We start from the raw sequence: 24,700 nt of genomic DNA, 5'->3' as shown, positions 1-24,700 counted from the left end.
AATGAAGTGACGCTACGCCGCGTCGAACATTTCCTCGACATGTTCCCAATTGACGAGATGGTCGAGAAACGCCTTCAGGTAGTCGGCGCGGCGATTGCGATAGTCGATGTAATAGGAGTGCTCCCAGACGTCGGCGACGAGGATCGGCGCGGCGCCATGGATGAGTGGATTTTCCGCGTTCGGCGTCTTGCGAATGGCGAGCTTGCCATCCTTCGCTTCGAGCCAAACCCAGCCGGAGCCGAATTGGCCGAGGCCTTCCTTCTGGAATTCTTCGCGGAACTTGTCGACAGAGCCAAAGGACTCGATGATCGCTTTCTCGACCTTGCCGGGAATGGCGCCGCCGCCGTTCGGCTTCATCCATTTCCAATAGTGGTGATGGTTGAAATGCTGGGCGACGTTATTGAAGATCGGCGTGTTGCGATTGTAGGCGGTGACGATCACTTCTTCGATCGGCTTGCCTTCGTATTCGGTGCCTTTGACCAGATTATTGGCGTTGGCGACATAGGTCGCGTGGTGCTTGTCGTGGTGATATTCGAAGGACTCGCGGGAAAGATAAGGCTGCAGAGCGTCGTAGGGATAAGGCAAATCTTCCAGGGTGAAGGACATAATTCTCTCCTGAATACGTTAGACGAGCGTAGCCTGTCAGCCTCAGCTGCACGCGCTTAACTAGACCCGCGCGCCGCGTGCGGCAATATCGCGAGATCCCAACGGCGCAGCTATGTTCGCTTTGTAGCGACAAAAAAGCATGGCTCGTCGGCGACCGAGCCATGCTGCAATCTTCGGGCCGCTTGCTTAGGCGATTGCGTCGCCCGCTTGCGTCTTCTTCTTCGCGCCTGCGCGCAGCATCCACCACATCAGGCCGAGAAGCGAGAAGAAGCCGACGGCGTAGAGGATATATTCAATCAGTCCCCAGAAGGTGTAGAGCCCCACCGAGAAGGGAAAGCGCGAGACCCATTCATTGCCGAGATCGTCGCGCACCGTGACGATTCCGACATAACGACCAGCGTCCTTGAAGTCATGTTCGAAGGTCATGATGCCGTTGCGATAGACCTTCGGCTCGAGATAGGCGACGGTGACCGCATCGAGGTTGGTCTTTTCCTTCTCTCCGCCGACATCCTTAACGACGCGGATGCCGATCGCCATGTCGCGCAGATCAGGCGAAACCGCGGTCAGCGCAATGACGGTCGGCCCGGTTTTGGCGATGTCCTCGCAAAACTCCGCTTCTTCTCCCGAGCGCTGATAGCCGATGAAATGCATGGTGTTCGGACCGATCCGCAGCACGCATTCGTCTTGCTCGAGCATCACGCCGCCATGCGCGAAGGCGGCTAGTGGCGCGACGAAAAAAGCCGCGGCCGCAATCACTGCGCCGGCCAGCAGCCCGCGCACGCCAGTTAAACTTGCCATCTACGGTTCTCCCCACGATTGCCGACGTCCGGCTGATTGCCGGCGCGCTCTTCCGCCGCGCGCGCGCCGGCGCTGTGACGATGACGTTTGTATTGATTGATCGAATTACGATGTGACACCATGCCGCATCTTCTAAATACTATTAGATAGTTGAAAATAAAGGAAAAAATATATTCCAGCGCGGGCACGGCAGATAAACTTAACCACTACATATTGATGTTATATTAGCTAACATACGCATATATTGATTTCAAATTTTGAGGGGGTCCGGCGCGGTCCGCGTCGGCAAGTATTCGCCTGTCTACCGCGGGATGTGTCGTTCCTATGGCGGTCGGCGCGGCTTGTGATAGGTTCCGGCCCGGACATTCACTGAAGGATGGCGATGAGACGATACGGCCTGGGCGTCATTTTTCTCGGGCTCGCGCTCGCGCTCTCCGGCGCCTATGGCATGTGGTCCGGGTGGGATTACATTCAGCTCGAGCGCGGTTGGAGCCTGTTTATCGGCGGCGCCACGGCGGTCTCTGGCGGCGTGGTGACGATCGCGATCGGACGCGCAATCGGCGTGCTGGGCCGCATCGCCGACAAAGCTCCGGCGACGCAGGTGAGCGCGGCAGATTTGATCAATGAAGCGCAGGCGCCGCCGCAGCCTGTCGCCGCCACAGCGCCGCTGAAGCCGCCGGTTGAAGTCGACCGTTATATCGCCAGCGGATCCGTCTATGTGATGTTTTCCGACGGATCGGTTGAAGTGCAGACCGATGGCGCCGCGCGGCGCTATCCTTCGCTTGCGGCTTTGCGCGCCGACACTGGCGTCGGCGGCGGGTGACGCGCACTCAATTGCGCGCCGCGCTCCACATCAGGAAGAGCGCAGCGTCGCCTGGCAGACCTTCGGGGAAATCGACGATTTGCGCGGCGATACGAAAGCCGCGCGGGTGCAGTTCATTACGCCACCGCTGAAAGACGTCGGCTGGCTCGCCGCGCAGAGTCGCTGGCCAATCGGGGTCCGGCGCATTGATCGCGCGGCCGCCGTCGGCGCAAAGCTGCGACGGAAACCGGATGAGCAAATGTTCGGTGAGGCCGGCCGCCGCACTGCGTCGCGCCTGCTCCAGCATCTCACGCCATTGCGGGTCCGTCAGCCGCTGGCTCGCGAGATCACGAATGCGTTGTTCGCGCAGTTCGATCGCCACCCGGCGATGTTCGACGCGCTCGAGGTCGAGCTGACGCTCATGCGCCGCGACGAGCTCGCGAAATTCCTGCGCCGTCGCGACGGCGCAGCGGTCGCCGGTTTGCTGCGGAAGGGCGATCAGCGGACGACGCCGATGCGCCTCCAAAGCCATGGCCGTAAAGCCACCCGCCATCGCCTCCATGACTTCCTTGCGCAGCACGAGGCCGATGATCTTGTGCCCCTCAACGACGGGGATGCGTTTGAGGCTATGGCTCTCCATAATTCGCGCGATGTCGGGAACTTTGGCGAAGTCGGAAATCGATATCGCCGGCGACGTCATCACTTCGCGCAACACGCGACCATTCGAGTGAAATACCGGCTTGGGCCTGTTGCGCAGCAGAAATCCCGGAATGGCGCCAAGGTCGGGCAGGGGTTGCGGGCGCGCTTGTTCGAGATTGCTGCGCGTCACGATTCCGATGGGCGCCAGCTCGTCGTCGACGACCGGCACGGCGCCCAATCCGCATTCGGCGAGAAGTTTCGCGACGTAATCGAGATCCGCGTCCGCCGTCACATAAGGAAAGTCGCTGTTCATCAGATCGCGCGCGATCATGCCGCCGTCTCGCCTCCCGATCCCCGTTTGCGCTCAGTCCGATAGTTCGACCGTCACCGGCACGTGGTCAGACGGGCGGGTCCAGCTGCGCGCGTCGCGCAGCACGTCGAGACGTTCCAGCCCGCCGCCAAGCGCCTCGCTCACCAGAATATGGTCGAGCCGGCGACCACGGTTCGACGCCTCCCAATCGGCGGCGCGATAGCTCCACCATGTATAAAGCTTTTCTTCCGCCGGCACGAAATGCCGCATGGCGTCGACCCAAGCGCCAGCCCGAAGCACGCCGGTAAGCTTCTCGACCTCGACCGGGGTGTGGCTCACGACTTTCAGTAGCGCCTTATGGCTCCAGACGTCATGTTCAAGCGGCGCGACATTTAGGTCTCCGACGAGCACCACGCGGCCGCGCGTGACCCCTTCGGTGACAATCCAGTCGCGCATTTCATCGAGAAAATCGAGCTTGTGCTGAAACTTCGGATTGATGTCGACGTCAGGCTCGTCGCCGCCGGCCGGCACATAGAAATTATGCAGCGATATCGGGCCGCTCCGGGCGTCGATTTCCACGCAAATATGACGCGCGTCGCCCTTTTCGCAGAAATCGCGCTTCTCGACGAAACGTAAAGGCCGCTTCGAAACGACGGCCACGCCGTGGTAGCCCTTCTGGCCATTGATCGCGATATGCTCATAGCCGAGCGCATGGAGATCCTTCATCGGGAATTCGGCGTCCCGACATTTTGTCTCCTGCAGGCAGAGCACGTCCGGCGCCCGGCTCTTGAGAAATTCGGCGACGAGCGGCATGCGCAGGCGCACGGAATTGATGTTCCAGGTGGTGATCTTCAAGCTTGCTGCTTTCAATGCGGATCAGCTCTTGGTCTTGTCGCCGAAGAGGAAAGGCGCGACGTCCCTGACGCCCGGCTGCTTCTCGGCGATGAAGGGCGTCGGTCGGCAGACGGCCATGGCGGAAAGGCCGACTCGCGCGGTGAGAAGCCCATTCAATACGCCCTCGCCGAGCTTTGCGGAAATGCGTGCGGCGATGCCGTGGCCGAGCGCCTGCTGAAGTATAGAGTCCCCGACCGCCACGCCGCCGGTGATGGCGAGATGCGCGCCGACCGAGCGGGCCAGCTTGAAGAAACCGAGCAGCCCCGGCTTACCGCCATAAATCTCGGCGATTTTTCGCATCAGCACGATCGCCTGGCCGACGACAAAAAGCACGTCGAGGAGCGCGCGCGGGCTGATCGCCGTGACGACGGAGACGCGCTTGGCGGCGCCGGCGATTTCGCGCCGCGCTTCTTCGTCCAGAGGCGCGACGAGATTGCGCTCGGCAAGGGTGATGAGATCGCGTCCGTCGATAATTCGCTTCAAATAGTCGTTGAGCAGCGCGCGCGCCCGGCCGGTATCCGGACGATCTTCATAGAGCTTGCAAAGTTCACCGACGCGCTCGCGCGCAGCCTTACCGTCATCGCTCGCATGCGCCTCAGCCAGCGCGGCATGCAGCTTGGCGATACGATTCTGCCGGCCGATGGCGCGAAACTCGCGCGTGAGAGAGATAATGGCCGCGACCGCGGCGAGGCCGGCAAGGACCAGGCCCAGCGTCCCGAGAATGGCGGAGTGGCGGAAGGAGTCTTCTACAACCCCCCATATCCACATCGTCAGCGCCAGGGACAGAAGCCCGCTGACCGCGGAAAGGAAGACTCCCCCCCATGAGAAAACGTAGCGGCGCAGCATGCCGTCGGCCTGCGCCGCTTCAACGGCCGCTTCATCCCCGGTCATGCCGTCCGCGAGCTGAGCGGCCTCAAGCGCGAAAGCGTCAAATTCCGCTTCGACAACCTCGATAGACGGCGTCCCGGCATCGTCTGTCGACGGCGTCGCCTTGGCGGTGACCGTCTGGTCGCCTTCGAGCCGAAAAGCCCGTGGGCGCGGCCTGCGTTGCTCAGTCATTCGATTCCTGATTTTGGCCTTCTTACCGCCTCGAGTTCGAAAACGCGACGCGCGCACATGTCGTCAGAGCTTCGAGGGAGCGATTTCAATTAAAAAAGGCGCCCACAAGGCCTCGACGGCCGCCCTGAAATATAGGCGGTCACCGCGACTGAAAACGCTTATTGCGGCGCGATAGCGCCTCCTTTAGCATCCTGCGGCCTTTCGCTGTCGAGAAGTATCGCGTTTTCACGGATGAACTCCATCATTTACGACATCGTCGCCCTTGCGATCGGGTATTTGCTGGGCTCCATTCCCTTCGGTCTCCTGCTCACGCGCGTCGCGGGCACGACGGACCTGCGGGCGATCGGCTCCGGCAATATCGGCGCAACCAATGTCTTGCGCACCGGTCGAAAGGATCTCGCGGCGGCGACGCTGCTCCTCGATGCCCTGAAAGGCGCGGCGGCGGCGCTCATCGGCGCCTCGCTTTCGCCCGAAGGGGGCATGATCGCCGGCCTCGCCGCTTTCATCGGCCACATTGCGCCGGTCTGGCTCCAGTTTAAGGGCGGTAAGGGCGTTGCAACGTTTCTCGGCGTGCTCTTCGGGCTCAGCTGGCCGGCGGCGCTGATTTTCTGCGCCGTTTGGCTCTCGGCGGCGGCGCTGTGGCGTTATTCGTCTCTGGGCGCGCTGACCGCGAGCGCGACGGCGCCACTGGTCCTCTTCATGCTCGGCCATCGAGCCGAAGCCTTTGTCGTGGCGGCGATGGCCGCAATCGTCTTCTATAGACATCGCGAGAACATCGCCCGTCTGCGCGCCGGCACCGAAACGCGCATAGGACAGAAGGCGTGACCGAGGCGTCGCCAGGGCGGCTGAGCGAAGAGCAGCTCGTCGACTGGCTGAGGCTCATCCGCAGCGAAAATGTCGGGCCGCGCACCTTCAGACAGCTCATCAATCGCTTCGGCGGCGCCGGCGCGGCGTTGGACGCGCTGCCGTCTCTTGCGGCGCGGTCCCTGCGCGGCCGGGTTATCCGCATCGCCACGCGTGAGGAAGCGCTGCGCGAGATCGAGGCGGCGCGCGCGCTCGGCGTTCGCTTCGCCACCACGGGCGATCCCGACTATCCGTCGCTGCTTCGGGAAATCGCTGACGCGCCGCCGCTCATCGCGATGCGCGGCGTTTCCTGGACCGCGCAACGCGACGGCGTCGCGATTGTTGGCTCACGCAACGCTTCAGCCGCGGGCCTCGCCTTCGCCGAACGGCTCGCGCGCAGCCTCGCGCTCGAGAATTACGTCATTGTCTCCGGCCTCGCGCGCGGCATCGACGCCGTCGCGCATCGCGCCACGCTCGAAACCGGCACGATCGCCGTGCTCGCCGGCGGCCATGCGCGACCGTATCCCGCCGAACATGCGCGGCTTGTCGAAGAGATCGCCGAGAGGGGACTGATCGTCTCTGAAATGCCCATCGAATGGGAGCCGCGCGGCCGCGATTTTCCGCGCCGAAATCGCATCATCTCCGGGCTCAGCCGCGCGACCATCGTCGTCGAGGCGGCGCGACGTTCGGGCTCGCTGATCACGGCGCGTTTCGCCAATGAGCAGGGGCGAGAGGTCTTCGCCGTTCCGGGTTCGCCGCTCGATCCGCGCGCCGAAGGCGTCAACTATCTCATCCGCCAGGGCGCGACGTTGTGCGCGCGCCCCGAGGACGTGATTTCGGTGCTTGCCGAGAACGCGGGAACCCCGCCGCGCAAGAATCTTTTCGACGACGACTCCCTCGAAGGACAGGACACGCTGATCGACGAATTGGATCTTTTTGCCGGCGTTGATGGCGCGGCGTTTGAGGAGAGGGCTGCGCCCAAGCGATTCTCGCCGCCAAGCCCGGCTGCAGATTGCGTCGCTGATCTTGACGCGGGCCAGCGAGGCGACGAGTCGCCTCAGCGCGACGCGCATGAGGTTGTCCTGTCCCTGCTCGGGCCGGCGCCAATCGCGATCGACGATCTCATCCGTGTCGCCGGACTGACGGCCCGCGAAGTGCAGGGAGTCCTCGTCGAACTCGACATCGAGGGGCGGGTGCAGCGTCACGGCGCCAGCAGCGTTTCCCTCGTGATCAACTATAAGTTGTAATTTATGCCGAGCGGTCGATCGGATAACCGCCAAGCTCGCGCGCGCGCATATCCGCTTCAGCGCGGGCCAGATTCAAGAAATAGCAGAGCATGGGCATGTCGCAGCGACTGGCAAGTTTAGCCATTTCGTCTGACATATCAGCGATATATGATGCGATTGACGCCGCTTCCTCATTAGTTTTGGCAGCCGTCTCCGCAGTTGTTGCGCGGGGTTCATTGAAATCGTTCTGAGAAGCATCTGGCCGGGGCATCGCTGTCAGTCTCCACGGACCACGAGGCAGGTGATAAATAGGGTAAGCATCAGACTTTCTTATATTTTTCTTCCATCACGCCTATCCCGTGTCAAGAACAAAATTCTATCAAAAGTTGTAATGCTGCTAAGGGATCGCTACAGACGTTTCAATCGGTCGAGCGCGCCCTGCAGGATATAAGCGGCCGCCATGCGGTCGACGACTTCGGCCCGTTTGGCGCGCGAGGCGTTTTGCGCGATCAATTCGCGCGTTACCGCCGCAGTCGACAGGCGCTCGTCCCAGAAGGCGAAGGGCAGGGATGCGAGCTTGGAAAGATTCCGCATGAAAGCGCGTGTCGCCTGCGCGCGGGGCCCTTCCGTGCCGTCCATGTTGAGCGGCAGCCCCACCACCAGAGCGCAAATATCGAAATCGGCCGCGCGTTTGAGAAGCGCGGCGGCGTCTGGAGAAAACTTCGCTCGCGCGATCGTATCAAGTGGCGACGCGAGCCGCCGCTCAACGTCCGAAAGCGCCAATCCGATGGTTTTGGTCCCGAGATCCAATCCCATCAGCCGGCCCTTAGGCGGCAGAAGCGCCGCCAGTTCTTCAAGGGTCGTCGCGCGCATGGTCACCGCGATTTCGCTAACACGCCGCCGCATTTCCGCAAACTCAGCGGGCTCCGCGCTTCGGCTTTTTGCCTCTACGATTGGCTTCGCAACATTGCGCCGCGAAAGGCCAAGCGCTATAGCGCCCGTCGAGACCTTTCTTGCGGAGCCCTAGATGTCCGTTGATTCCGCGACCGTCCGCCGGATCGCCCATCTCTCGCGTATCGCCATCGAAGACAGCGAGGTCGAGCGCCTTCGCGGCGAACTCAACGCCATCCTGGCTTTCGTGGAGACGTTGAGCGAGGTCGATGTCGAGGGCGTTGAGCCGTTGACCTCTGCCTTGCCGATGCAAATGAAGAAGCGCGCTGACGTCGTGACCGACGGCGGCATCGCCGATGAGATTCTCGCCAACGCGCCTTTGCGGGAGGATCATTATTTCGTCGTGCCCAAGGTGATCGAATAGCGCTTGTCGCGCCGGCGCCGCGCATGTGGCGGCCTCAGATATAAAGGGACAAATGTCCGACCCCACGCATCTTTCATTGGCCGAGGCGCGCGACGCGCTCAAATCCAAACAAGTTTCCGCCGTTGAACTGGCGCAGGCGCATATCGACGCTATCAGCAAATCGCGCGCGCTCAACTGCTTCATCACGGAGACGCCGGAGGTCGCGCTGGCGCAGGCGCAAGAAAGCGACGCGCGCATTGCGCGCGGCGACGCGCGACCGCTTGAAGGTCTGCCGCTCGGGATAAAGGATCTCTATTGCTCCAAAGGCGTGCGCACGACGGCGGGAAGTCGAATTCTCGACGACTTCACGCCGACATATGAATCGACAGTCTCGGCGAATTTGCTGCGTGACGGCGCGGCCACGCTCGGCAAGCTCAATCTCGACGAATTCGCGATGGGGTCGTCGAATGAAACGAGCGCCTTCGGCCCCGTTATTTCGCCGTGGCGCCGCGCTGCGGATCCCGACGCCAAGATCGTGCCGGGCGGTTCTTCGGGCGGCTCGTCGTCGGCGGTCGCCGCGCGTCTTTGCCTTGGCGCCACGGCGACAGATACAGGCGGCTCGATCCGTCAGCCCGCCGCTTTCACGGGCACTGTCGGAATCAAGCCGACCTATGGCCGCTGCTCGCGCTGGGGCATCGTCGCCTTCGCCTCGTCGCTGGATCAGGCGGGTCCGATCACGCGCACTGTGCGCGACGCGGCGATCATGCTCAGGTCGATGGCCGGTCATGATCCGAAAGACACGACCAGCGTCGACGCGCCCGTGCCGGACTACGAAGCCGCCGTCGGCGCCTCCGTGAAGGGACGCCGCATCGGCGTGCCGAAGGAATATCGCATCGATGGAATGTCGGCGGAGATCGCCGCCTTATGGGACGCGGGCGTTGCTTGGCTGAAGGACGCGGGCGCGGAGATCGTCGAGATCTCCCTGCCGCATACACGCTATGCCTTGCCGACATATTATATTATCGCGCCGGCAGAAGCGTCCTCCAATCTCGCGCGCTACGACGGCGTGCGTTACGGGTGTCGTGAGCAGGGCCGCGACGTCAGCGAAATGTACGAGAAGACGCGTGCGGCGGGCTTTGGTCCGGAGGTGCGGCGGCGCATTATGATCGGCACTTATGTGCTCTCCGCCGGCTATTACGACGCTTATTATGTCCGCGCGCAGAAAGTCCGCAGCCTGATCAAGCGCGACTTTGACGAAGCCTTCGCGTCCGGCGTCGACGCTGTCCTGACGCCGGCGACGCCGTCGACCGCCTTCGCGCAGGGAGAGAAGGGCTCGGCCGATCCCGTGGAAATGTATCTCAACGACGTGTTCACCGTTACAGTGAACATGGCCGGTCTTCCCGGCGTCGCCGTTCCGGGCGGTCTCGCGGCGAACGGTTTGCCGCTGGGGTTGCAGCTCATCGGCAAAGCATTCGACGAAGAGACGCTGTTCTCTCTCGCCGCGGCGATCGAACGGGCGGCGCCGAAGATCGAACTTCCGCAGCCATGGTGGCGCGAGGGCTGATGATGACGACGCCGCGCGCTGAAAAGGACATTGCGGAACGCCCGCAGCAAGCGCTGCAGGACGAAATGTCCGACGTGCGTCGCTTGATCGACGAGCTGGACGAAGAGCTTGTGACGCTACTCGCAAAGCGCCAGCGACAGATCGAGCGGGCCGCCAGGATCAAACCCGCGTTGGGCCTGCCCGCCAATGTGCCCGAGCGCGTCGAGGAAGTGTTGGCGCATGTGCTTGGCGCCGCGCGCCGCGAGGGACTGTCGGTTGAGGTCGCGATGACCCTGTGGCGCACGTTGATCGACTGGTCGATCTGCTATGAAGAGCGGCTGATGGGCGCTCGCGCGCTAAAGGGCGACTCTCAAGGATCGGCGGAGCGCGACGGGTCTTTATGATCGCTGCTGGGCGTCTTGCTCTTGACGCGGACGAAACCGTTGCGGATCGACCAGCGCAGGACCTTTAGCGACCACCAATGAAAACGCCGGGACAGCCTGTGAGCGCCCGGCGAGTGCGGGGCGAGGATCGCAAGGCCCAAAGGGAACATCCACACCCCGAAGACGGGAAGCGGCGCAAGAATGGTTCCGCCGAGGATCAAACCGACGCCCACAGGAATGCTCACATAGCGGGGCGCGCCGCGCATGCGGGCCATGAGGCCTTTTCGGCGGCTGTCCTCAGAATTCGGTTCCGTGGCCATCTCGCCCGTTTCCCTCTGCTGCGCGCCGGCCGTTCCGCTCTAGCGAAGCGTGGTTTATATGGAAGGCGTAAGTTTAGCGAGGCGGATATGACGACACAGGCGGCCCCCAACAAGCTCATCAGCGGCGCAACCGGCGACTGGGAAGTCGTGATCGGCATGGAGATTCATGCGCAGGTGACGAGCAACGCCAAGCTCTTCTCCGGCGCTTCCGCGGAGTATGGCGGCGCGCCGAACGATCACGTCTCCCTGGTCGATGCGGCCATGCCGGGCATGCTGCCGGTCATCAATGAGGAATGCGTCAAACAGGCGATCCGCACCGGTCTCGGCTTAGAGGCCAAGATCAACCTGCGTTCGGTTTTCGACCGCAAGAACTATTTCTATCCCGACCTGCCGCAGGGCTACCAGATCTCTCAGTACAAGCATCCGATCGTCGGCGAAGGCGCCGTGATCGTCGACGTATCGCCGAGCGAGCGCATCACCGTGGGCATCGAGCGTCTGCATCTCGAGCAGGACGCCGGCAAGTCGCTGCATGATCTTTCGGCGACCGAAAGCCACGTCGATCTCAACCGCAGCGGCGTGGCGCTCATGGAGATCGTCTCCAAGCCCGACCTGCGTTCGGCGGAAGAGGCGCGCGCCTATGTTTCGAAGCTGCGGACGATCTTGCGCTACATCGGCTCCTGTGATGGCAACATGGAGCAGGGTTCGCTGCGCGCCGACGTCAACGTCTCCGTGCGCCGTCCCGGCGCGCCGCTCGGCACGCGTTGCGAAATCAAGAACGTCAACTCCATCCGCTTCATCGGCCAGGCGATTGAGGTCGAGGCGCGCCGACAGATCGGCATTCTTGAAGACGGCGGCGCCATCGCCCAGGAGACGCGGCTCTTCGATCCGGGGAGGGGAGAGACACGCTCGATGCGCTCCAAGGAGGAAGCGCATGACTACCGGTACTTTCCCGATCCGGATTTGCTGCCGCTCGAGTTCGACCAGCCATATGTCGACGCGCTAAGGGCGCAGTTGCCGGAGCTGCCCGACGCGAAGCGCGCGCGCTTTATCGATCAATACGGCCTGCCGCCTTACGACGCCGGCGTGCTTGTGATGGAGCGCGCGGCCGCCGACTATTTCGAGGAGACGGCGAAGGGACGCGACGCCAAGCTTGCGGCCAACTGGGTGATCAACGAGTTGTTTGGCCGTCTGAACAAGGAGGGGCTCGACGTCACGCGCTCGCCGGTGTCGGCGCAGGCTCTGGGCGCGATCATCGACCTCATCTCGCAGAATGTTATTTCCGGCAAGCTCGCCAAGGATCTTTTCGAGATCGTCTGGACGGAAGGCGGCGACCCCAAGGAGATCGTCGAAGCGCGCGGCATGAAGCAGGTGACCGACACGGGCGCCATCGAAGCCGCCGTCGACGCCGTCATCGCCGCCAATCCCGATAAGGTAGAGCAGGCGAAGGCGAAGCCAACAATGCTCGGCTGGTTCGTCGGACAGGTGATGAAGCAGACGGGCGGCAAGGCGAATCCGCAGTCGGTCAACGAGCTGCTCAAGCGCAAGTTGGGCGTCTGACGCACGCCCGATCGTCGAAAAAACGAATCAGTTCACGACGCGCGCTGCGCGATTCTTCTCCCAGCGAAGCTGTCGCGCGTCATTTTTTTTTGATCCGACCGCGCTGATCACAATTTTTTTTTCTCTCCGAATGCGCGACCTCGCGCGCGTCCCAGAGGCGCGCGCGGTCGGCGCCGCCCGACGTCCTCCGTCTCTCCGCCGGCGTCGAGTCGCGCGACCGGCACAGGCGCGTTCCGCGGTTTTTCATCGTGTTCCGATAGATCGTGTCACGGACGATCTCGGGCAGAGTGCGCGCGTCGCAACTGTTCGCGGATACGAAAGCAAATCAAGTAATTGAACAGCAGGCGCGACTTGCGCCAAAGCGCGTGTCCGCACGTCTAGAGGCCTTCTTGGAGTGGATGTCGCCAACCGAATCCGCGCGCGCATCGTCGCTAATAAAACGCATGGCGCAAACCTGTCGCGATAGTCTCGCCGAAGCGTTTGCAAAGCAGCTTCGCGATCATTTTGCTTGTCGCGCGACAGCGCTCAACATGCCTCGTCATGCGTTGCGTTGATCACTTCTGCCCGCGCAGCACTTGAACGACTGCTTAACCGCGTTACGCTATTTGCGCGTATTGTCGGTGGACCATAGTTCCGGCAATTCGGATCAAGGGGACTTATTATGGCGAGAGCTACAATGAAGCGTAAGCCGGCCAAGAAGGCTGCGGCGAAGAAGGGTGCGCGTAAAACCGCAAGGAAGGCAGCGACGAAGAAGTCAGCGGCCAAGAAGGGCGCCCGCAAGGCTACGCGAAAAACCGCTGCGAAAAAGACGGCCCGCAAGGGCGTCCGCAAGGTGGCGACGAAAAAGCGCGGCGCCGTGAAGAAGGCGGGCGCCAAGAAGAGCACGCGCAAGGCTACCGCGAAGAAGCGCACGCCGCGCAAGGCGAAAACGCCAACCCCGCCAGCAGCGCCAGCGACCGCGTAAGCCGAGCGCCTCGCATGCGCGATCGGTCTTTCGCGTCATTGCGGCAGCGCTTCACGCACTCATCGCCCGGGGTCGCGCGTCCAGTGAGACGCATCCCGGGCGATAGCATCCGCAGCTCACTGCTTTTTCGGCGCGTGCGAAGCGTCCGGCGCGGGTCAGCGGTTTAACGCGCCTAGCGCGTCAGGCATTGCGTCGCGAAATCGCGCCACATCGGCAACCCATCTTTCGACTCGCGTTTCATCCTGTCCCATTCCTCGGCGCAGGCCCGCATCTTCTCGCGCGGCGCGCGGGGAAGAGTGGGCGGCGGCTGGCTCGTATCGACCGCAGGCGGCGCTTGCGGCGGCGAAAGCGCATCGCCGCCAGGCGGCCGCGGAGTTTGCGGAGCGGGCTTCGCGCTCGGCGTCGGGGATACGACCGTTGGAGGTCGCGTTGCACGGGGCTGCCGCGCCGGCTCCTGTGGAGGCGAGGGGGTTCTTTGCTTTTGCTGCGCCGGGCCGGAGCGCGCTCGTGTCGGCGGCGTTGGCGTCGCCGGCTTGACCTGTGCGAACGACACGCTCGCAGCGAGAAGCGCGCCGACGGCGATCGCCGAAGCGCGCGCCAATCGGCTCAGAGAAGAGTTGCGCGAGCCGACTTTCAATGGTTTTTCCTCGCGCAACCACAATGGCCGTCTATCCTCTATAGCCTGAAGTCCGTTCCCCTCGAAAGCGGATGACGGTGATGACCGGAGGGACGCATGCAGCGAGCCCAGAGAGCGGAGGCGCCATGAACGATGCACGAAAGCCCCTCGAAGCGGCAGCGCGGCTGAGCCTGCTACAGCGCCCGCGTCGGAATCGGAAGAGCGAATGGGCGCGCCGTCTCGTCAGGGAAAACGCGCTTGAGGTCTCGGACCTCATCTGGCCCCTCTTCTTGATCGACGGGTCGGATCGACGCGAACCCGTATCCTCGATGCCGGGCGTGTTCCGTTACTCGGTCGACGCGGCGGTTGAAGCAATCGCAGAGGCGGCGGCGCTCGGCGTGCCCGCCGTTGCGCTCTTCCCCTATACGGATCCGGACTTGCGCGACGAGATCGCGAGCGCGGCGCTCGATCCCGAGAATCTCGTCTGCCGCGCCTGCCAGGCGATCAAGAGCGCCGTCCCCGGCATCGGCCTCATCACCGACGTCGCGCTCGATCCCTACACGAGCCACGGGCATGACGGGCTTCTCGTCGGCGACGAGATTGTCAACGACGCGACCGTCGCCGTGCTGGCGCGGCAGGCGGTCACCCAAGCGCGCGCAGGCGCGGACATCATAGCGCCCTCGGACATGATGGATGGACGCGTTGAAGCGATCCGCAACGCGCTCGACGCCGAGGGTTTCGAGAATGTTCAGATCATGAGCTACGCCGCGAAATATGCGTCGGCGTTTTACGGGCCGTTCCGCGATGCGATCGGCACCAGCAAGACGCTGAGAGGCGACAAGCGCACCTATCAGATGGACCCCGCCAATTCGGACGAAGCGCTGCGCGAAGTGGGTCTCGACCTTGAGCAGGGCGCGGATATGGTGATGGTGAAGCCGGGAATGCCGTATCTCGACATCGTGCGACGCGTCGTCGACGTCTATCGCGCGCCAACATTCGCCTATCAGGTGTCGGGCGAATACGCGATGATTACCGCGGCTGCGCAGAACGGCTGGATCGATGGCGAACGCGCCATGCTTGAAAGTCTGCTCGCCTTTAAGCGCGCCGGCGCCTCAGGCGTTCTGACCTATTTCGCGCTCAGCGCGGCGCGGGCGCTGCAAGGAAGAAAGTGACGCGTGGTGCGTCACTTCCTTCCGAAGCATCATCACGCGGCGTCGCGCAGGCTGCGTACGCGGTCGTGGTTCTCCTTCACGCCCTGATACTGGCGCTGGACCATCGATCTGATCTCCGGAGGCAGGGGCTGCGCAATGGCCTGCTGATAGGCGTCCTTGGCGGCGTCTTCGCCGCGCTCGACCTCCTCCAGCACCGCCTGTTCCGAGCGGCTTGTCAGCGCGGCCTTCAAATTTGTCCAAGCCCGGTGCACGGCGCCGGTCATGGAGCCGCTCTTCGAAGGTTCGCCGCCCAAGCTGACGATCTTCGATTCGAGCTCCTTGGCGCCTTCAGCGCAGCGCGCGGCCGCCGTTCGAAACACAGTCTTTAGCGTCGGATTTTCGACGTCTTCAGCCGCAGCCAGAAACCCTTGCTCGCCGTCACGACTGATTTCGGCAAGTTCATTCAAGGTGGTGATGACTTCAGACTTTTCCATTTTTCTGCCTCCCGAGGACGCAAGCGCGTACGGGTCCTAAACAATAGCCCGATTGCTTTGTTCCGGCGGATTGCACGGCCGGCGCGTCGGTGGGATGGACGGGCGCGGAGAGCCTCCGAGGCCGCGGGGTGGACAAAGACTCGCAAGCATGGTTTGCAGGACCGCCCGCTGCGCCGCTTTCGCGCGCGTCAGCGAGCTATCTTCAGCCCCCTCCAGGCCTCGCTAAAGATATGATTCGACGCGCCGTTCTTGTTGCCGCTCTAACGTTTTGCGCCGCCGGGCCCACCCGCGCGGATTTTCGTCTGTGCAACAACACGAGCGCGCGCGTCAGCGTCGCCATCGCTTATACCGACGGGCGCAACTGGTTGTCGGAGGGTTGGTGGAACCTTCGGCCGAGCGTTTGCGAAACGCTTCTGCGCGGTCCGCTCGCCGCCCAATATTATTATATCTACGCGATGGACGAGCGCGGCGGCGAATGGAAGGGCAAAGCGTTCATGTGCACGCGTGATCGGGAATTCCGCATCGACGGCCGAGAGGACTGTTTCGCGCGCGGTTTTGATCGAACCGGATTTTTCGAAATCGACACGGGACGGGACGCAAAGAGCTGGACGGTTCAGCTCACTGACCCCAACGCCGCTCCCGCACAATAATGACTCATTCAGGAACGGCTTCATCATGAGAAGGTCGCGGCGCGTCAAAATTATCGCAACGCTTGGTCCGGCGACGGTCGACAAAGCGGTCATCGCGGGGCTTGTGCGCGCCGGCGCCGACGTCTTCCGCATCAACATGAGCCACACGGATCATGCCGGCCTCGCCAGCTATGTTCGGATCATCCGCGAAATTGAGAACGATATCTCGCGCGCGATCGCCGTGCTCGTCGATCTCCAGGGCCCGAAGCTGCGCATCGGCGCCTTCGAGGAAGGCTCCGTGCATCTGCGCAAGGGCGACGTCTTCGTCTTCGACAGCGACCCCAAACCCGGCGACGCCACGCGCGTGCGCTTGCCGCATCCCGAGATTTTAGCGGCGCTCAAGGTTAATGATTCGATCCTCATCGACGATGGCCGCGTGCGGCTGCATGTCGTCGAAACATCTCCGGAGCGGGCGCACGCCGTCGTCGACGTCGCTGGGCGCCTCTCGAACCGCAAGGGCGTCAGCCTGCCCGACACCGAAATTCCGATCACCTCGATGACCAACAAGGATCGCGCCGATCTCGACGCCGCGCTCAAAGAGCGCGTCGACTGGGTTGCGATCTCCTTTGTCCAGCGTCCCGAAGACGTCCTTGAAGTGAAGCAGATCACGCAAGGCCGGGTGATGGTCATGGCGAAGATCGAGAAGCCTCAGGCGATTTCGAGACTAGAGGAAGTGATCGAGGTTTCTGACGCGCTGATGGTGGCGCGCGGCGACCTTGGCGTCGAAGTGCCGCTCGAGCGGGTGCCTGGACTTCAAAAACGCATCAACCGTTCGGCGCGACGACTGGGCAAGCCGGTCGTCATCGCGACGCAGATGCTCGAGTCGATGATCCTGTCGCCCTTGCCGACGCGCGCCGAAGTGTCTGACGTGGCCACCGCCGTCTTTGAAGGCGCGGACGCCGTCATGCTCTCGGCCGAAAGCGCCGCGGGGCAATATCCGCACGAAGCCGTCGCCACCATGAGCCGGATCGCGGAAGAGGTCGAGACCGACGCGATCTACCGCTCGATCATCAACGCCCAGCGCGGCGAATTGCCTAATCCAACCTCAGCCGACGCCATCGCCGTCGCCGCCCGCGACGTGGCGCAGACGCTTCATTCAAAGGCGATCATCGCGTGGACGTCATCCGGCTCGACGGCGCTGCGTATCGCGCGCGAACGGCCGCAATCGCCGATTCTCGCGCTCACGCCCAAGCGCGACACCGCCCGTCGCCTGGCGCTCGTCTGGGGCGTGCACGCGCTTGAGACGCGCGACGCCGTCGACATTGAAGATATGGTGGGCCGCGCCTGCGAATATTCGGAGAGCGAGGGGTTCGGCGGCCCCGGCGACCGGGTCATTATCGTCGCCGGCATGCCTTTCGGCACGCCGGGAGCGACAAACATGATCCGCATCGCACATCTGGGCGAGCAGCGCCAAGGCGGCGAAGTCTAATCCTGCAGTTGCAGCTTATCGGCGGAGGACCTGCCGCTACGCTTGTCCACGACAAGTTCGTAGGAAACCTTCTGGCCTTCAGCGAGGCTGTCGAGGCCTGCGCGCTCGACGGCGCTGATGTGAACGAAGACGTCCTGGCCGCCGGCGTCCGGCTGAATGAAGCCGAAGCCCTTTTGTGCGTTGAACCACTTTACGGCGCCTGTCGGCATGGCTTTTCCTTTCAAAATAGCGGGAACGCTGCGGATCGCTGCGTTCTTCTCAGTCAATCGAAGCTTGGGAAAGGTCAGGCGCCGCGCGTCTTGAGACGAGAGAGCAAGATCGTTCGGCCGAAACTCGAATGCGCGAATAATATTATAGGAGCGAACGCCCGATGAAAACCCGGCAGGCGAGAATTGTTATTCTCCCTGCGGCCGCGGCGCCGCTGCGCCTCTCACCAGAAAATCACCTGCGTAGTGACGCGGTAAACTACTCCCACTACCGCGAAGCGGGGGAGGGTCGGGGGCTAGCGCCACAGCGCATAGAAATGATGCGGCGGGCCGCGGCCTTCGCTCAATCGCAGCTGGTCCGCCGCCCCCAGCGCCCCCTCCAGCCAGACTTTCGCGGCGGCGATGGCGTCGATCAGCGGCGCGCCCTTGGCGAGTTCGCAAGCGATCGCGGAGGACAGGGCGCAGCCGGTTCCATGCGTGTTGCGCGTCGGAATGCGCCGCCCGCGGAAGATGCGCCTCTCTCCAGATTCGAAAAGAGCGTCGACAGGCTCGCCCTCGAGATCGCCGCCCTTGACCAGCACCGCGTGGGCGCCGGCGTCACAGAGAAGCCGCGCCTGCGCCGCCATCTCCTCGGCGTTTTTGGCGAGGGGCGTTTGCGTGAGCACGCTCGCCTCATAAAGATTGGGCGTCACGAGACGCGCCAGGGGAAGGAGGGCCGCAATTAGCGCAGCTTCCAGCCCGGCGGACGCGAGGCTGACGCCCTGCGTCGGCACCAGCACCGGATCGAGCACGATGTTGCGCACGTCGTAGCGCGCCAGCGTCTCGGCGACGGCCCGGGCGATGTCCGGCGTCGACAGCATGCCGATCTTGATCGCGTCGGGAGAAATGTCCGACAGCACCGCCTCGATCTGCGCGGCGACAATCTCTGGCGCGATGGGATAGGAAGCGGTCACGCCCTGCGTGTTCTGCGCGGTGAGCGCCGTGATCGCCGCCATGCCGTAGCAGCCGAAGGCGGAAAACGTCTTGAGATCAGCCTGAACGCCCGCGCCGCCGGAAGGGTCGGAGCCGGCGATGGAGAGGACGCGGGGGATTTTGCGCAAATGCCCTTACCTTTCCCGCGTCATGGCCGGGCTTGGCCCGGCCATCCACGCCTGCCGCCCCGGTGACTATTGCCACCTATGCAGCGTCCGTTCTTTTCCGTTGTGCAACATTCTAGCGTGGATGCCCGCGACAAGCGCGGGCATGACGCGCTTCCTGTTGTGTGCGCAGTCACGCCTTCGGCAGGCTCAGCACGCCCGCGTCGCCGTTCTCAGCGCCGAAGGCGAGACGCGCGCCCTTCTCGTCCCAGGCGAGCGCGCTGATCCGCGCGCGATCGTCCTCCTGCGCCGGACGGCGCACCAGAATCTCGGATCCATCGGTAAGGCGCGCCAGCATGACAAGGCCGTCGTCATAGCCCATCGCTATGACCAGAGCGGCGGGATGGAACGCGACGCGCGTCACGATCGCCGAATGCACGCCGCATTCGCGGGGCGCCTGGCCCATCGGCCCCTCCTTGCCCGAAAACGGCCAGACGATGCAGGCGTCGGCGCCTGAGGTGGCCAGCCATTTCCCGTCATGCGACCAGGAGAAGCTGCGCGTTTTGCCCGGATATCCGGCCATCCGCATGTGCTTGGCGTCGGAGAGGCGCCAGCCGTGCAGCATATTCTCCTGCATCGAGGTGACGAGAAAGCGCCCGTCGGGAGAGATCGTGGCGTCAAGATGCGATCCCGCCCAGTCGAGCGCTTCCGGCTTGCCGGCGTTCGGAAACCAGAGAGTCGCGCCGCCGTAATGCGCGATCGCCAGCCGGTAGCCTTTGGGAAAGAAGGCGAGCCCGCGCGAGGTCGAGGGCAGATCCAGCGTCTTCGCGTCGCCCTTGGCCGAGCGTGCTCTCGCCACCTTTCCTGCTGTCCACGCCACCGCGCCGCCCCGTGCGGCGACGGCGTCGATCCATTTGCCCTTTTCGTCGCCGATGACTTCGACGCCGCCTTTCGCGTCGGTCGCCACAACGCGCCCGTCGTCTCCGCCGGTGACGAGCCGGTCGCCGTCCTGCGCGACGACGAGGATGGCCGCGTCTTGGTGGGCCGGAATGCGGCGTCCCTCCGCGCCGTCGCCGAAATGCAACGTCCCGTCGGCGAGCGCGAAGACCGGCGCGCCGCCGAGGAACGCTGCGGCTGCGACAGGCTCACGAAGCCCGATTGTTTCGACTTTGTCGGCGAGCGTGGAAGACATCGTCACGTCGATGCATGGTCCTCGGCAGGCGCGCTCCAGCCAATCGGCAGGCGCGGGCGACGTTTCCGGAATTGGCCGCGCATCACGAGCGCGAAGGCGATGGCGTCCAGTCCCGCGAGGGTCAGCCACCACAATTGCTCGGCCGCGGGACCAAACAGACAAATGGCGAATCCCGCGCCAAGACCGCCCAGCAGGAAGGGCGCGAGCGCCGGACGCGACTGGCCGACGAACAGGCTGGTGCGGGCGGCGACGAGCGCCGCCGCGGCCGCACCGAGCAGGCCGAGATCGAACCAGATCTTGAAGATCAGGCTGCGCGGCGTCGCCGGCGTCAGATAGCCGCCGAGCACGCCCCAGGTGGCCGCGCCAAAGCCGTGTCCGATCAAGGTGCGCCAGCCGTCCGCCTCGATCATCTGACCCCAAAAGGCGAGATGTCTGAAGAAGCCGGGCGGACGTTCGGGCCAGATCAGATGCGCCGCATAGGCGGTGAGCGGCGCGAGCAGCACGATCGCCGTCATGAGCGCCGCAAGGAAAATGGACATCAGCCGGGCGCGGCCGAAGGCGGCGGCGAACACAGCCGCGCCGACGGCCAGCGCCGGGACGCCGTTCGGGGCGCCGGAAAGATAGCAGGCGATCACGGTCGCCACCGCAAGGGCGGCCGCCGAATACCACCGGCCGCGGACCGCGAGCGCGCCCATGGCCGGCCAGACGAGCAGGGCCAGTCCCAGTCCGGCGCGGCCAAGCGGTCCGACATCGAGAATGTCGTCGAGCGTATATTGCGGCTTCAACAGCAAAGTGACGGCGGCAAGCGCAATCGTCGCCGCGGCGACGCCGATCGGCAACAGGTTGAGATTCGAGGTTTTGGTGCGCAGCGGCAGAAATCCGGTGGCGAGCGCCACCAGGGCGAGCGTCGCCGTGATTTTGGCGAAGCGTTCCGCCGGTCCCTCGAACGGGGTCCAGAGCAGCGAGAGCGCCGTCCAGGCGGCGAGCAACAGCGCGGCGAGAAAGGGCGGCGAGAGCAAGATCGAGCGCATCGAGCGCCCCGACCCTTCCTCCGGCGTCAGTGTCGCGGCGGCGAGTAGCAACGCCGCGCCGATCGGCAGCAGCACATAAACCGTCTGGCGCGCCAGAATGGGCGCGATAAGCGAGATCACGAACAGCAAAAACACGCCAATCCGCAGCAGAAGGCGGGAAGCCTCCTCTGCGGGTTCGTCGGTATTGCGGCGCGAAAGGACAGACATGGCGGAGGTGCGGTTGAGTAGGGGATCTTCGATAGAGATTAGAACGAAATCGCCGGCGAGTAGCCTGCCGCAACGCAGTAAACCTGGGAAAGACCCCGATTTTTAGGCGACTGTGGCGCTTTTGCCTGTTTCAGGCCGTTTGGCGCCACTCTTGGCGGACAGCCGCGTCGGGTTCGGCCGCCAGCCGATCGTGGCGCAGCTCCGCCGCTCGCGCCGGCGCCAGTCTGCCGAGGGCCCAGATGGCGGCGCCGCGAACAATGGCGGCGGCGTCTGTTATGAGCCGCTCGGCTTCGGCGGCAAGTTCCGGCCGGGCTGAATTGCCGATCGCGATTAGAACATTGCGCAAGAAGCGGTCGCGTCCCACGCGCTTGATTGGGGAACCCGCAAAAAGCGCTCGGAACGCCGAATCGTCGAGGCGCGCCAATTCCGAAAGCGGCGGCGAGCCGAATTCGGCGCGCGCGGCGAGCTTCGCCTCGCGTCCGGCGCTCGCGTATTTGTTCCAGGGGCAGACTGCAAGACAGTCGTCACAGCCGTAGATGCGATTGCCGATCTTGGCCCGAAATTCGAGAGGAATAGGGCCTTTGTGCTCGATCGTCAGATAGGAAATGCATCGCCGCGCATCGAGTCGGTACGGCGCCGGGAAGGCCGCCGTCGGGCAAACGTCGAGACATTTGCTGCACGAGCCGCAATGATCGTGTTCGGGCGGATCCGGTTCGAGGCGAAGAGTCGTGAAAATCGCGCCCAGAAAGAGCCACGATCCGAAGTCTCGCGAGACGAGGTTCGTGTGTTTGCCCTGCCAGCCGACGCCGGCCGCCTGCGCGAGCGGCTTCTCCATGACGGGCGCGGTGTCGACGAAGACTTTGGCGTCGCCGGCGCCGGCGCGGCTGAGGATGAATCCGGCGAGCTGTTTCAGCCGGCCCTTGATGATGTCGTGATAGTCGCGGTTGCGCGCATAGACCGAGATCGTCGCGCAGTCCGGTTTCGTCAGCGAAGCGAGCGGATCTCCGTCCGGTCCGTAGTTCAGGCCGAGCAAGATGAGACTCGCCGCCTCGGGCCAGAGCGCGCGCGGCGCGGCCCGCCGCTCGGCCGTCTCGCGCATCCAGGCCATGTCGCCGTGCGCGCCGTCGCGCAGCCACGCCCACAGCCGCTCGCCCTGCTCAGGCGCAACATCCGCCCGCGCGAAACGGCAGACGTCGAAGCCAAGCTCGAATGCGCGGGCGCGAATTTCCTCCTCCAGCGCCGGAACCGCAGGCGATCGAACATCATAAACTGCCGGCGAACCCATCAATGCATTCGGGACAGGCGCGTGCATGTCAGCAGGGCCCTTGCAGGGGGATCGAGACGATGAACTCCGCGCCAGGATCGTGCTTCTTCATTTCAATCGTCGCACTGAGTTGACGCGTAAATGACGCAATGATCCGCATGCCGAGCCCCTTGCGATTGCGAGGGTCGATGTCATCGGGCATTCCAGCGCCTTCGTCGCGCACGGAAACAGTGAACTTCTCAGCGCCCTGGCGCGCGACCTTCACCGAAATAATTCCTGACTGGCTTTCGTAAGCATATTTCGCCGCATTGGCGATGAGTTCGTTGACGATCAGCGCGGTCGAAACCGCCCGGTCGGTTGCGATGACGATCCCTTCTTCGACCTCGGTGCGCACGTCGCATTGCGCGACGCTTTCATCCAAATCGTGACACAGCGCTTCAATGTATTTGCCAACGTCCATGCAATCGACGTCCGAGCCGCGAGACAACTGGTCATGCGCCTTTGCGATCGCTTCCACCCGGTGAGAGGCTTCGTTGAGAAGTTCGGACACCTGTTCGTCGCCTGCGTCGTTCGCTTGCAGGCGGAGCATGCTGCTGACGATGGAAAGGCTGTTCTTCACGCGATGATTCATTTCTTTGAGCAGCGCTTCGTTGCGCGCGAGCGCCGCTCTTAGCTTGCGCTCTTCCCGCTCGCGTTCGATCGCCATGCCAAGAAGATTCGCCGCGCCCTGCAGAAAGGCGATGTCCTGCTCCCTGAAATCGGCCGGCGAGCGGCTGTCGACTTCCAATACGCCATAGGGCTTTCCGTCACCCTGCAGGATCACGTTCATCGCCCGGCGAACGCCATGCTGACGCAGCAATTCGGGAGTCCTGAACCGCGTCTCCTTTTCGAGGTGATTAGAGATGACCGGTTGGCCGCTGCGTAATGCGTATCCAGCAGGCGAGTCGAGATCAGCGCCGACTTTCGCGACGCCCACGACGCCGCGACTCCAGCCGACCCCGGCGCGCACCAGAAACTGGTTCTCGGACGGAAGCAGCTCCAGCACTTTGCAGAAGTCCGCGTCCAGTCCTTGCGCCGTAAGTTGTACTGTATCCGTCAGCAGCTGATCGAGCGAAGCGCCTTGGAGGGCCGAGACGCCGAGCTCCGCCAATATTTCCTGCTGCCGGATCCGACGCTGCAGTGCGGGCGATGGTTCGCCGCCGTCGGCGGGCTTCGTCTCAACCTTTGCGAGCTCACGCTCGTTGGGTGCGCTCATACGATGTTCCCGTATTGACGGCTACTTGCCTCATTCCACCCGATGGTTGTCAAGCGCGGCCGCAGCGCGGCTTACGACAGCGCCGCCTGAGCCTTCAGACGCCGTTCAGCGACGCTTAGAAATCCAGTTCCGCGTAGTAGCGGCCGGGCGTCAATCCTGGGGCCCGATAGGACAGCAGCGGACGAAACGCGGGGCGCGACTTGATGCGTTGATACCAGTGTTTCGCCGCCTCATCCTCGTCCCACGGCGCATCGCCAAGATAATCGGCGCAGGAGATATGCGCGGCCGCTGCGAAGTCAGCATAAGTCAAACGATCGCCCGCGAGCCAGTTGCGCGCATTGGTGAGATAACCAATGTAGCGCATATGGTGGCGAATGTTGGCCCGCGCCACACGCACCACGTCCATATCGGGCGCGCCGCCCGGAGGCGCAAAGCGCTTGTAAACCTTCTCCGTGATCAGCCAGTTCGTGACCTCGTCGAAAAACTTGACGTTGAACCAATCGACGAGTCGACGCGTTTCGATGCGCGCGGCCATTTCCTGTGGCAGGAGTCGTTGCGCGCCACGTTCGGCGCCATAGGTCTCGTCGATATATTCGGCGATGAGATTGGCGCCGGGCGCGACAAGACCATTATCGTCAACGAAGACCGGCGTGCGGCCGGCGGCATCGAGCGCGAGAAATTCAGGGCGGCGATCGCTCACGCGCTCCTCGATGAGCGTTGCGTCTATTCCATATTCGGACAGGACGAGCCGGACAAATCGCGAATGGGGGCAGAGCGGGTGATGATAAAGCGTGGGCATGAGGCCTTTTCGAGCGGACGCGAAGCGACGAGCTGCGCCGCTTCTGTATGCTG

General features: G+C 63.5%; 28 protein-coding genes. 11 read left to right on the top strand and 17 right to left on the bottom strand.

All coding sequences use genetic code 11. The features are described from left to right. Positions 1-12: 12 nt before the first annotated feature. The 3 genes from ACPS74_RS03785 to ACPS74_RS03775 all read right to left on the bottom strand — a co-directional run bounded on the left by ACPS74_RS03785 (position 13) and on the right by ACPS74_RS03775 (position 1,526). The gene (locus tag ACPS74_RS03785; protein ID WP_029651728.1) at positions 13-606 is read right to left on the bottom strand and encodes a superoxide dismutase; all 594 of its coding nucleotides are present in this window, start codon (positions 604-606) and stop codon (positions 13-15) included. Positions 607-792: 186 nt separating this feature from the next. After that, positions 793-1,404 (bottom strand): hypothetical protein, encoded by a 612-nt coding sequence (locus ACPS74_RS03780; RefSeq protein WP_029651727.1) that lies wholly within the window; start codon positions 1,402-1,404, stop codon positions 793-795. After that, positions 1,392-1,526 (bottom strand): hypothetical protein, encoded by a 135-nt coding sequence (locus tag ACPS74_RS03775; protein ID WP_255722847.1) that lies wholly within the window; start codon positions 1,524-1,526, stop codon positions 1,392-1,394. Before ACPS74_RS03775 ends, ACPS74_RS03780 begins: the two co-directional genes overlap by 13 nt. Before the next feature lie 260 nt (positions 1,527-1,786). Between ACPS74_RS03775 and ACPS74_RS03770 the strand changes: the two genes are divergently transcribed. Continuing rightward, positions 1,787-2,227, top strand: coding sequence for a hypothetical protein (locus ACPS74_RS03770; RefSeq protein WP_239754340.1), 441 nt, complete (start codon positions 1,787-1,789; stop codon positions 2,225-2,227). Positions 2,228-2,234: 7 nt separating this feature from the next. On the opposite strand, the gene ACPS74_RS03765 is transcribed toward ACPS74_RS03770, so the two are convergent. The 3 genes from ACPS74_RS03765 to ACPS74_RS03755 are packed head-to-tail and all read right to left on the bottom strand — an operon-like array spanning position 2,235 to position 5,108. Beyond that, complete coding sequence (locus ACPS74_RS03765) at positions 2,235-3,176, bottom strand: CBS domain-containing protein (protein ID WP_029651725.1); 942 nt, start codon at positions 3,174-3,176, stop codon at positions 2,235-2,237. A 33-nt stretch (positions 3,177-3,209) separates the two neighbouring features. Continuing rightward, positions 3,210-4,025: an exodeoxyribonuclease III gene (locus ACPS74_RS03760; RefSeq protein ID WP_029651724.1), complete on the bottom strand. Its 816-nt coding sequence runs from the start codon at positions 4,023-4,025 to the stop codon at positions 3,210-3,212. Between the two features lie 6 nt (positions 4,026-4,031). Then, the gene (locus tag ACPS74_RS03755) at positions 4,032-5,108 is read right to left on the bottom strand and encodes a YcjF family protein (RefSeq protein WP_029651723.1); all 1,077 of its coding nucleotides are present in this window, start codon (positions 5,106-5,108) and stop codon (positions 4,032-4,034) included. 231 nt (positions 5,109-5,339) lie between these two features. Between ACPS74_RS03755 and plsY the strand changes: the two genes are divergently transcribed. Both plsY and dprA read left to right on the top strand, forming a co-directional pair. Next, positions 5,340-5,933, top strand: coding sequence for a glycerol-3-phosphate 1-O-acyltransferase PlsY (gene plsY, locus ACPS74_RS03750; protein ID WP_018408648.1), 594 nt, complete (start codon positions 5,340-5,342; stop codon positions 5,931-5,933). Next, a complete protein-coding gene (gene dprA, locus ACPS74_RS03745; protein ID WP_029651722.1) occupies positions 5,930-7,198 on the top strand; it encodes a DNA-processing protein DprA in 1,269 nt (422 codons plus the stop codon). The genes plsY and dprA overlap by 4 nt, the downstream gene beginning before the upstream one ends. A gap of 1 nt (position 7,199) precedes the next feature. Here dprA and ACPS74_RS03740 read toward each other — a convergent pair whose 3' ends face one another. Next, positions 7,200-7,448 carry a hypothetical protein gene (locus ACPS74_RS03740; protein ID WP_029651721.1) on the bottom strand — a complete coding sequence of 83 codons (249 nt, stop codon included), beginning with the start codon at positions 7,446-7,448 and terminating at the stop codon, positions 7,200-7,202. Between the two features lie 137 nt (positions 7,449-7,585). Beyond that, positions 7,586-8,050 carry a Holliday junction resolvase RuvX gene (ruvX, locus tag ACPS74_RS03735; RefSeq protein ID WP_018408645.1) on the bottom strand — a complete coding sequence of 155 codons (465 nt, stop codon included), beginning with the start codon at positions 8,048-8,050 and terminating at the stop codon, positions 7,586-7,588. A gap of 154 nt (positions 8,051-8,204) precedes the next feature. On the opposite strand from ruvX, the gene gatC reads away from it, so the two are divergent. Genes gatC through ACPS74_RS03720 form a run of 3 tightly spaced genes read left to right on the top strand, consistent with a single transcriptional unit; the run spans position 8,205 to position 10,418 of the window. Beyond that, entirely contained in the window at positions 8,205-8,492 is a 288-nt protein-coding gene (gene gatC / locus ACPS74_RS03730; RefSeq protein WP_018408643.1) for an Asp-tRNA(Asn)/Glu-tRNA(Gln) amidotransferase subunit GatC, read from the top strand. A gap of 52 nt (positions 8,493-8,544) precedes the next feature. After that, the gene (gatA, locus tag ACPS74_RS03725) at positions 8,545-10,035 is read left to right on the top strand and encodes an Asp-tRNA(Asn)/Glu-tRNA(Gln) amidotransferase subunit GatA (RefSeq protein ID WP_029651720.1); all 1,491 of its coding nucleotides are present in this window, start codon (positions 8,545-8,547) and stop codon (positions 10,033-10,035) included. Beyond that, positions 10,035-10,418 (top strand): chorismate mutase, encoded by a 384-nt coding sequence (locus tag ACPS74_RS03720; protein WP_239754353.1) that lies wholly within the window; start codon positions 10,035-10,037, stop codon positions 10,416-10,418. Before gatA ends, ACPS74_RS03720 begins: the two co-directional genes overlap by 1 nt. Here the strand turns inward: ACPS74_RS03720 and ACPS74_RS03715 are convergent. Continuing rightward, positions 10,385-10,672, bottom strand: a complete 288-nt coding sequence (locus ACPS74_RS03715) for a hypothetical protein (RefSeq protein WP_244471440.1) — start codon at positions 10,670-10,672, stop codon at positions 10,385-10,387. The genes ACPS74_RS03720 and ACPS74_RS03715 overlap by 34 nt on opposite strands. A 132-nt stretch (positions 10,673-10,804) precedes the next feature. Between ACPS74_RS03715 and gatB the strand changes: the two genes are divergently transcribed. The 3 genes from gatB to hemB all read left to right on the top strand — a co-directional run bounded on the left by gatB (position 10,805) and on the right by hemB (position 15,026). After that, positions 10,805-12,274, top strand: a complete 1,470-nt coding sequence (gatB, locus tag ACPS74_RS03710) for an Asp-tRNA(Asn)/Glu-tRNA(Gln) amidotransferase subunit GatB (protein ID WP_029651717.1) — start codon at positions 10,805-10,807, stop codon at positions 12,272-12,274. A gap of 676 nt (positions 12,275-12,950) precedes the next feature. Beyond that, positions 12,951-13,238, top strand: coding sequence for a hypothetical protein (locus ACPS74_RS03705; protein WP_018408636.1), 288 nt, complete (start codon positions 12,951-12,953; stop codon positions 13,236-13,238). A 762-nt stretch (positions 13,239-14,000) separates the two neighbouring features. Continuing rightward, a complete protein-coding gene (hemB, locus tag ACPS74_RS03700) occupies positions 14,001-15,026 on the top strand; it encodes a porphobilinogen synthase (protein WP_029651715.1) in 1,026 nt (341 codons plus the stop codon). A 32-nt stretch (positions 15,027-15,058) separates the two neighbouring features. Here hemB and ACPS74_RS03695 read toward each other — a convergent pair whose 3' ends face one another. Then, positions 15,059-15,499 (bottom strand): PA2169 family four-helix-bundle protein, encoded by a 441-nt coding sequence (locus tag ACPS74_RS03695; protein WP_018408633.1) that lies wholly within the window; start codon positions 15,497-15,499, stop codon positions 15,059-15,061. A gap of 230 nt (positions 15,500-15,729) precedes the next feature. Here ACPS74_RS03695 and ACPS74_RS03690 point away from each other — a divergent pair, with 230 nt between their 5' ends. Together ACPS74_RS03690 and pyk are read left to right on the top strand one after the other, a co-directional pair. Beyond that, positions 15,730-16,149 (top strand): DUF1036 domain-containing protein, encoded by a 420-nt coding sequence (locus ACPS74_RS03690; protein ID WP_018408632.1) that lies wholly within the window; start codon positions 15,730-15,732, stop codon positions 16,147-16,149. 25 nt (positions 16,150-16,174) lie between these two features. Beyond that, positions 16,175-17,617: a pyruvate kinase gene (pyk, locus tag ACPS74_RS03685; RefSeq protein WP_018408631.1), complete on the top strand. Its 1,443-nt coding sequence runs from the start codon at positions 16,175-16,177 to the stop codon at positions 17,615-17,617. On the opposite strand, the gene ACPS74_RS03680 is transcribed toward pyk, so the two are convergent. The 7 genes from ACPS74_RS03680 to ACPS74_RS03650 all read right to left on the bottom strand — a co-directional run bounded on the left by ACPS74_RS03680 (position 17,614) and on the right by ACPS74_RS03650 (position 24,647). Further along, positions 17,614-17,826 (bottom strand): cold-shock protein, encoded by a 213-nt coding sequence (locus tag ACPS74_RS03680; RefSeq protein WP_014893040.1) that lies wholly within the window; start codon positions 17,824-17,826, stop codon positions 17,614-17,616. The genes pyk and ACPS74_RS03680 overlap by 4 nt on opposite strands. 293 nt (positions 17,827-18,119) lie before the next feature. Next, a complete protein-coding gene (gene thiD / locus ACPS74_RS03675; RefSeq protein ID WP_029651714.1) occupies positions 18,120-18,923 on the bottom strand; it encodes a bifunctional hydroxymethylpyrimidine kinase/phosphomethylpyrimidine kinase in 804 nt (267 codons plus the stop codon). Between the two features lie 169 nt (positions 18,924-19,092). Further along, complete coding sequence (locus tag ACPS74_RS03670; RefSeq protein WP_239755483.1) at positions 19,093-20,091, bottom strand: WD40 repeat domain-containing protein; 999 nt, start codon at positions 20,089-20,091, stop codon at positions 19,093-19,095. A gap of 2 nt (positions 20,092-20,093) precedes the next feature. Next, a complete protein-coding gene (locus ACPS74_RS03665) occupies positions 20,094-21,329 on the bottom strand; it encodes a hypothetical protein (protein ID WP_029651712.1) in 1,236 nt (411 codons plus the stop codon). Between the two features lie 130 nt (positions 21,330-21,459). Further along, entirely contained in the window at positions 21,460-22,614 is a 1,155-nt protein-coding gene (gene queG, locus ACPS74_RS03660) for a tRNA epoxyqueuosine(34) reductase QueG (protein ID WP_051381839.1), read from the bottom strand. 28 nt (positions 22,615-22,642) lie between these two features. After that, the gene (locus ACPS74_RS03655) at positions 22,643-23,848 is read right to left on the bottom strand and encodes a sensor histidine kinase (RefSeq protein ID WP_029651709.1); all 1,206 of its coding nucleotides are present in this window, start codon (positions 23,846-23,848) and stop codon (positions 22,643-22,645) included. A 115-nt stretch (positions 23,849-23,963) separates the two neighbouring features. Then, on the bottom strand, positions 23,964-24,647 hold the full coding sequence (locus ACPS74_RS03650; protein WP_029651708.1) for a glutathione S-transferase family protein: 684 nt from the start codon (positions 24,645-24,647) through the stop codon (positions 23,964-23,966). Positions 24,648-24,700 lie beyond the last annotated feature (53 nt).

Origin of the sequence: Methylocystis sp. SB2 (assembly GCF_049817085.1) — a bacterium.
Taxonomy (GTDB): Bacteria; Pseudomonadota; Alphaproteobacteria; order Rhizobiales; family Beijerinckiaceae; genus Methylocystis; species Methylocystis rosea.
The sequence above is the reverse complement of the archived record's forward strand: the minus strand, read 5'-3'. Positions and strand labels throughout refer to the sequence as shown.

Excerpts from the sequence above, each read along its gene's own strand:
- ACPS74_RS03785 (WP_029651728.1), bottom strand. The coding sequence starts at position 606 with ATGTCCTTCACCCTGGAAGATTTGCCTTATCCCTACGACGCTCTGCAG.
- ACPS74_RS03780 (WP_029651727.1), bottom strand. The coding sequence starts at position 1,404 with ATGGCAAGTTTAACTGGCGTGCGCGGGCTGCTGGCCGGCGCAGTGATT.
- ACPS74_RS03775 (WP_255722847.1), bottom strand. The coding sequence starts at position 1,526 with ATGGTGTCACATCGTAATTCGATCAATCAATACAAACGTCATCGTCAC.
- ACPS74_RS03770 (WP_239754340.1), top strand. The coding sequence starts at position 1,787 with ATGAGACGATACGGCCTGGGCGTCATTTTTCTCGGGCTCGCGCTCGCG.
- ACPS74_RS03765 (WP_029651725.1), bottom strand. The coding sequence starts at position 3,176 with ATGATCGCGCGCGATCTGATGAACAGCGACTTTCCTTATGTGACGGCG.
- ACPS74_RS03755 (WP_029651723.1), bottom strand. The coding sequence starts at position 5,108 with ATGACTGAGCAACGCAGGCCGCGCCCACGGGCTTTTCGGCTCGAAGGC.
- plsY (WP_018408648.1), top strand. The coding sequence starts at position 5,340 with ATGAACTCCATCATTTACGACATCGTCGCCCTTGCGATCGGGTATTTG.
- ACPS74_RS03740 (WP_029651721.1), bottom strand. The coding sequence starts at position 7,448 with ATGCCCCGGCCAGATGCTTCTCAGAACGATTTCAATGAACCCCGCGCA.
- ruvX (WP_018408645.1), bottom strand. The coding sequence starts at position 8,050 with ATGCGCGCGACGACCCTTGAAGAACTGGCGGCGCTTCTGCCGCCTAAG.
- gatC (WP_018408643.1), top strand. The coding sequence starts at position 8,205 with ATGTCCGTTGATTCCGCGACCGTCCGCCGGATCGCCCATCTCTCGCGT.
- gatA (WP_029651720.1), top strand. The coding sequence starts at position 8,545 with ATGTCCGACCCCACGCATCTTTCATTGGCCGAGGCGCGCGACGCGCTC.
- ACPS74_RS03720 (WP_239754353.1), top strand. The coding sequence starts at position 10,035 with ATGATGACGACGCCGCGCGCTGAAAAGGACATTGCGGAACGCCCGCAG.
- ACPS74_RS03715 (WP_244471440.1), bottom strand. The coding sequence starts at position 10,672 with ATGGCCCGCATGCGCGGCGCGCCCCGCTATGTGAGCATTCCTGTGGGC.
- gatB (WP_029651717.1), top strand. The coding sequence starts at position 10,805 with ATGACGACACAGGCGGCCCCCAACAAGCTCATCAGCGGCGCAACCGGC.
- ACPS74_RS03705 (WP_018408636.1), top strand. The coding sequence starts at position 12,951 with ATGAAGCGTAAGCCGGCCAAGAAGGCTGCGGCGAAGAAGGGTGCGCGT.
- hemB (WP_029651715.1), top strand. The coding sequence starts at position 14,001 with ATGAACGATGCACGAAAGCCCCTCGAAGCGGCAGCGCGGCTGAGCCTG.
- ACPS74_RS03695 (WP_018408633.1), bottom strand. The coding sequence starts at position 15,499 with ATGGAAAAGTCTGAAGTCATCACCACCTTGAATGAACTTGCCGAAATC.
- ACPS74_RS03690 (WP_018408632.1), top strand. The coding sequence starts at position 15,730 with ATGATTCGACGCGCCGTTCTTGTTGCCGCTCTAACGTTTTGCGCCGCC.
- pyk (WP_018408631.1), top strand. The coding sequence starts at position 16,175 with ATGAGAAGGTCGCGGCGCGTCAAAATTATCGCAACGCTTGGTCCGGCG.
- ACPS74_RS03680 (WP_014893040.1), bottom strand. The coding sequence starts at position 17,826 with ATGCCGACAGGCGCCGTAAAGTGGTTCAACGCACAAAAGGGCTTCGGC.
- ACPS74_RS03670 (WP_239755483.1), bottom strand. The coding sequence starts at position 20,091 with ATGTCTTCCACGCTCGCCGACAAAGTCGAAACAATCGGGCTTCGTGAG.
- ACPS74_RS03665 (WP_029651712.1), bottom strand. The coding sequence starts at position 21,329 with ATGTCTGTCCTTTCGCGCCGCAATACCGACGAACCCGCAGAGGAGGCT.
- queG (WP_051381839.1), bottom strand. The coding sequence starts at position 22,614 with ATGGGTTCGCCGGCAGTTTATGATGTTCGATCGCCTGCGGTTCCGGCG.
- ACPS74_RS03655 (WP_029651709.1), bottom strand. The coding sequence starts at position 23,848 with ATGAGCGCACCCAACGAGCGTGAGCTCGCAAAGGTTGAGACGAAGCCC.
- ACPS74_RS03650 (WP_029651708.1), bottom strand. The coding sequence starts at position 24,647 with ATGCCCACGCTTTATCATCACCCGCTCTGCCCCCATTCGCGATTTGTC.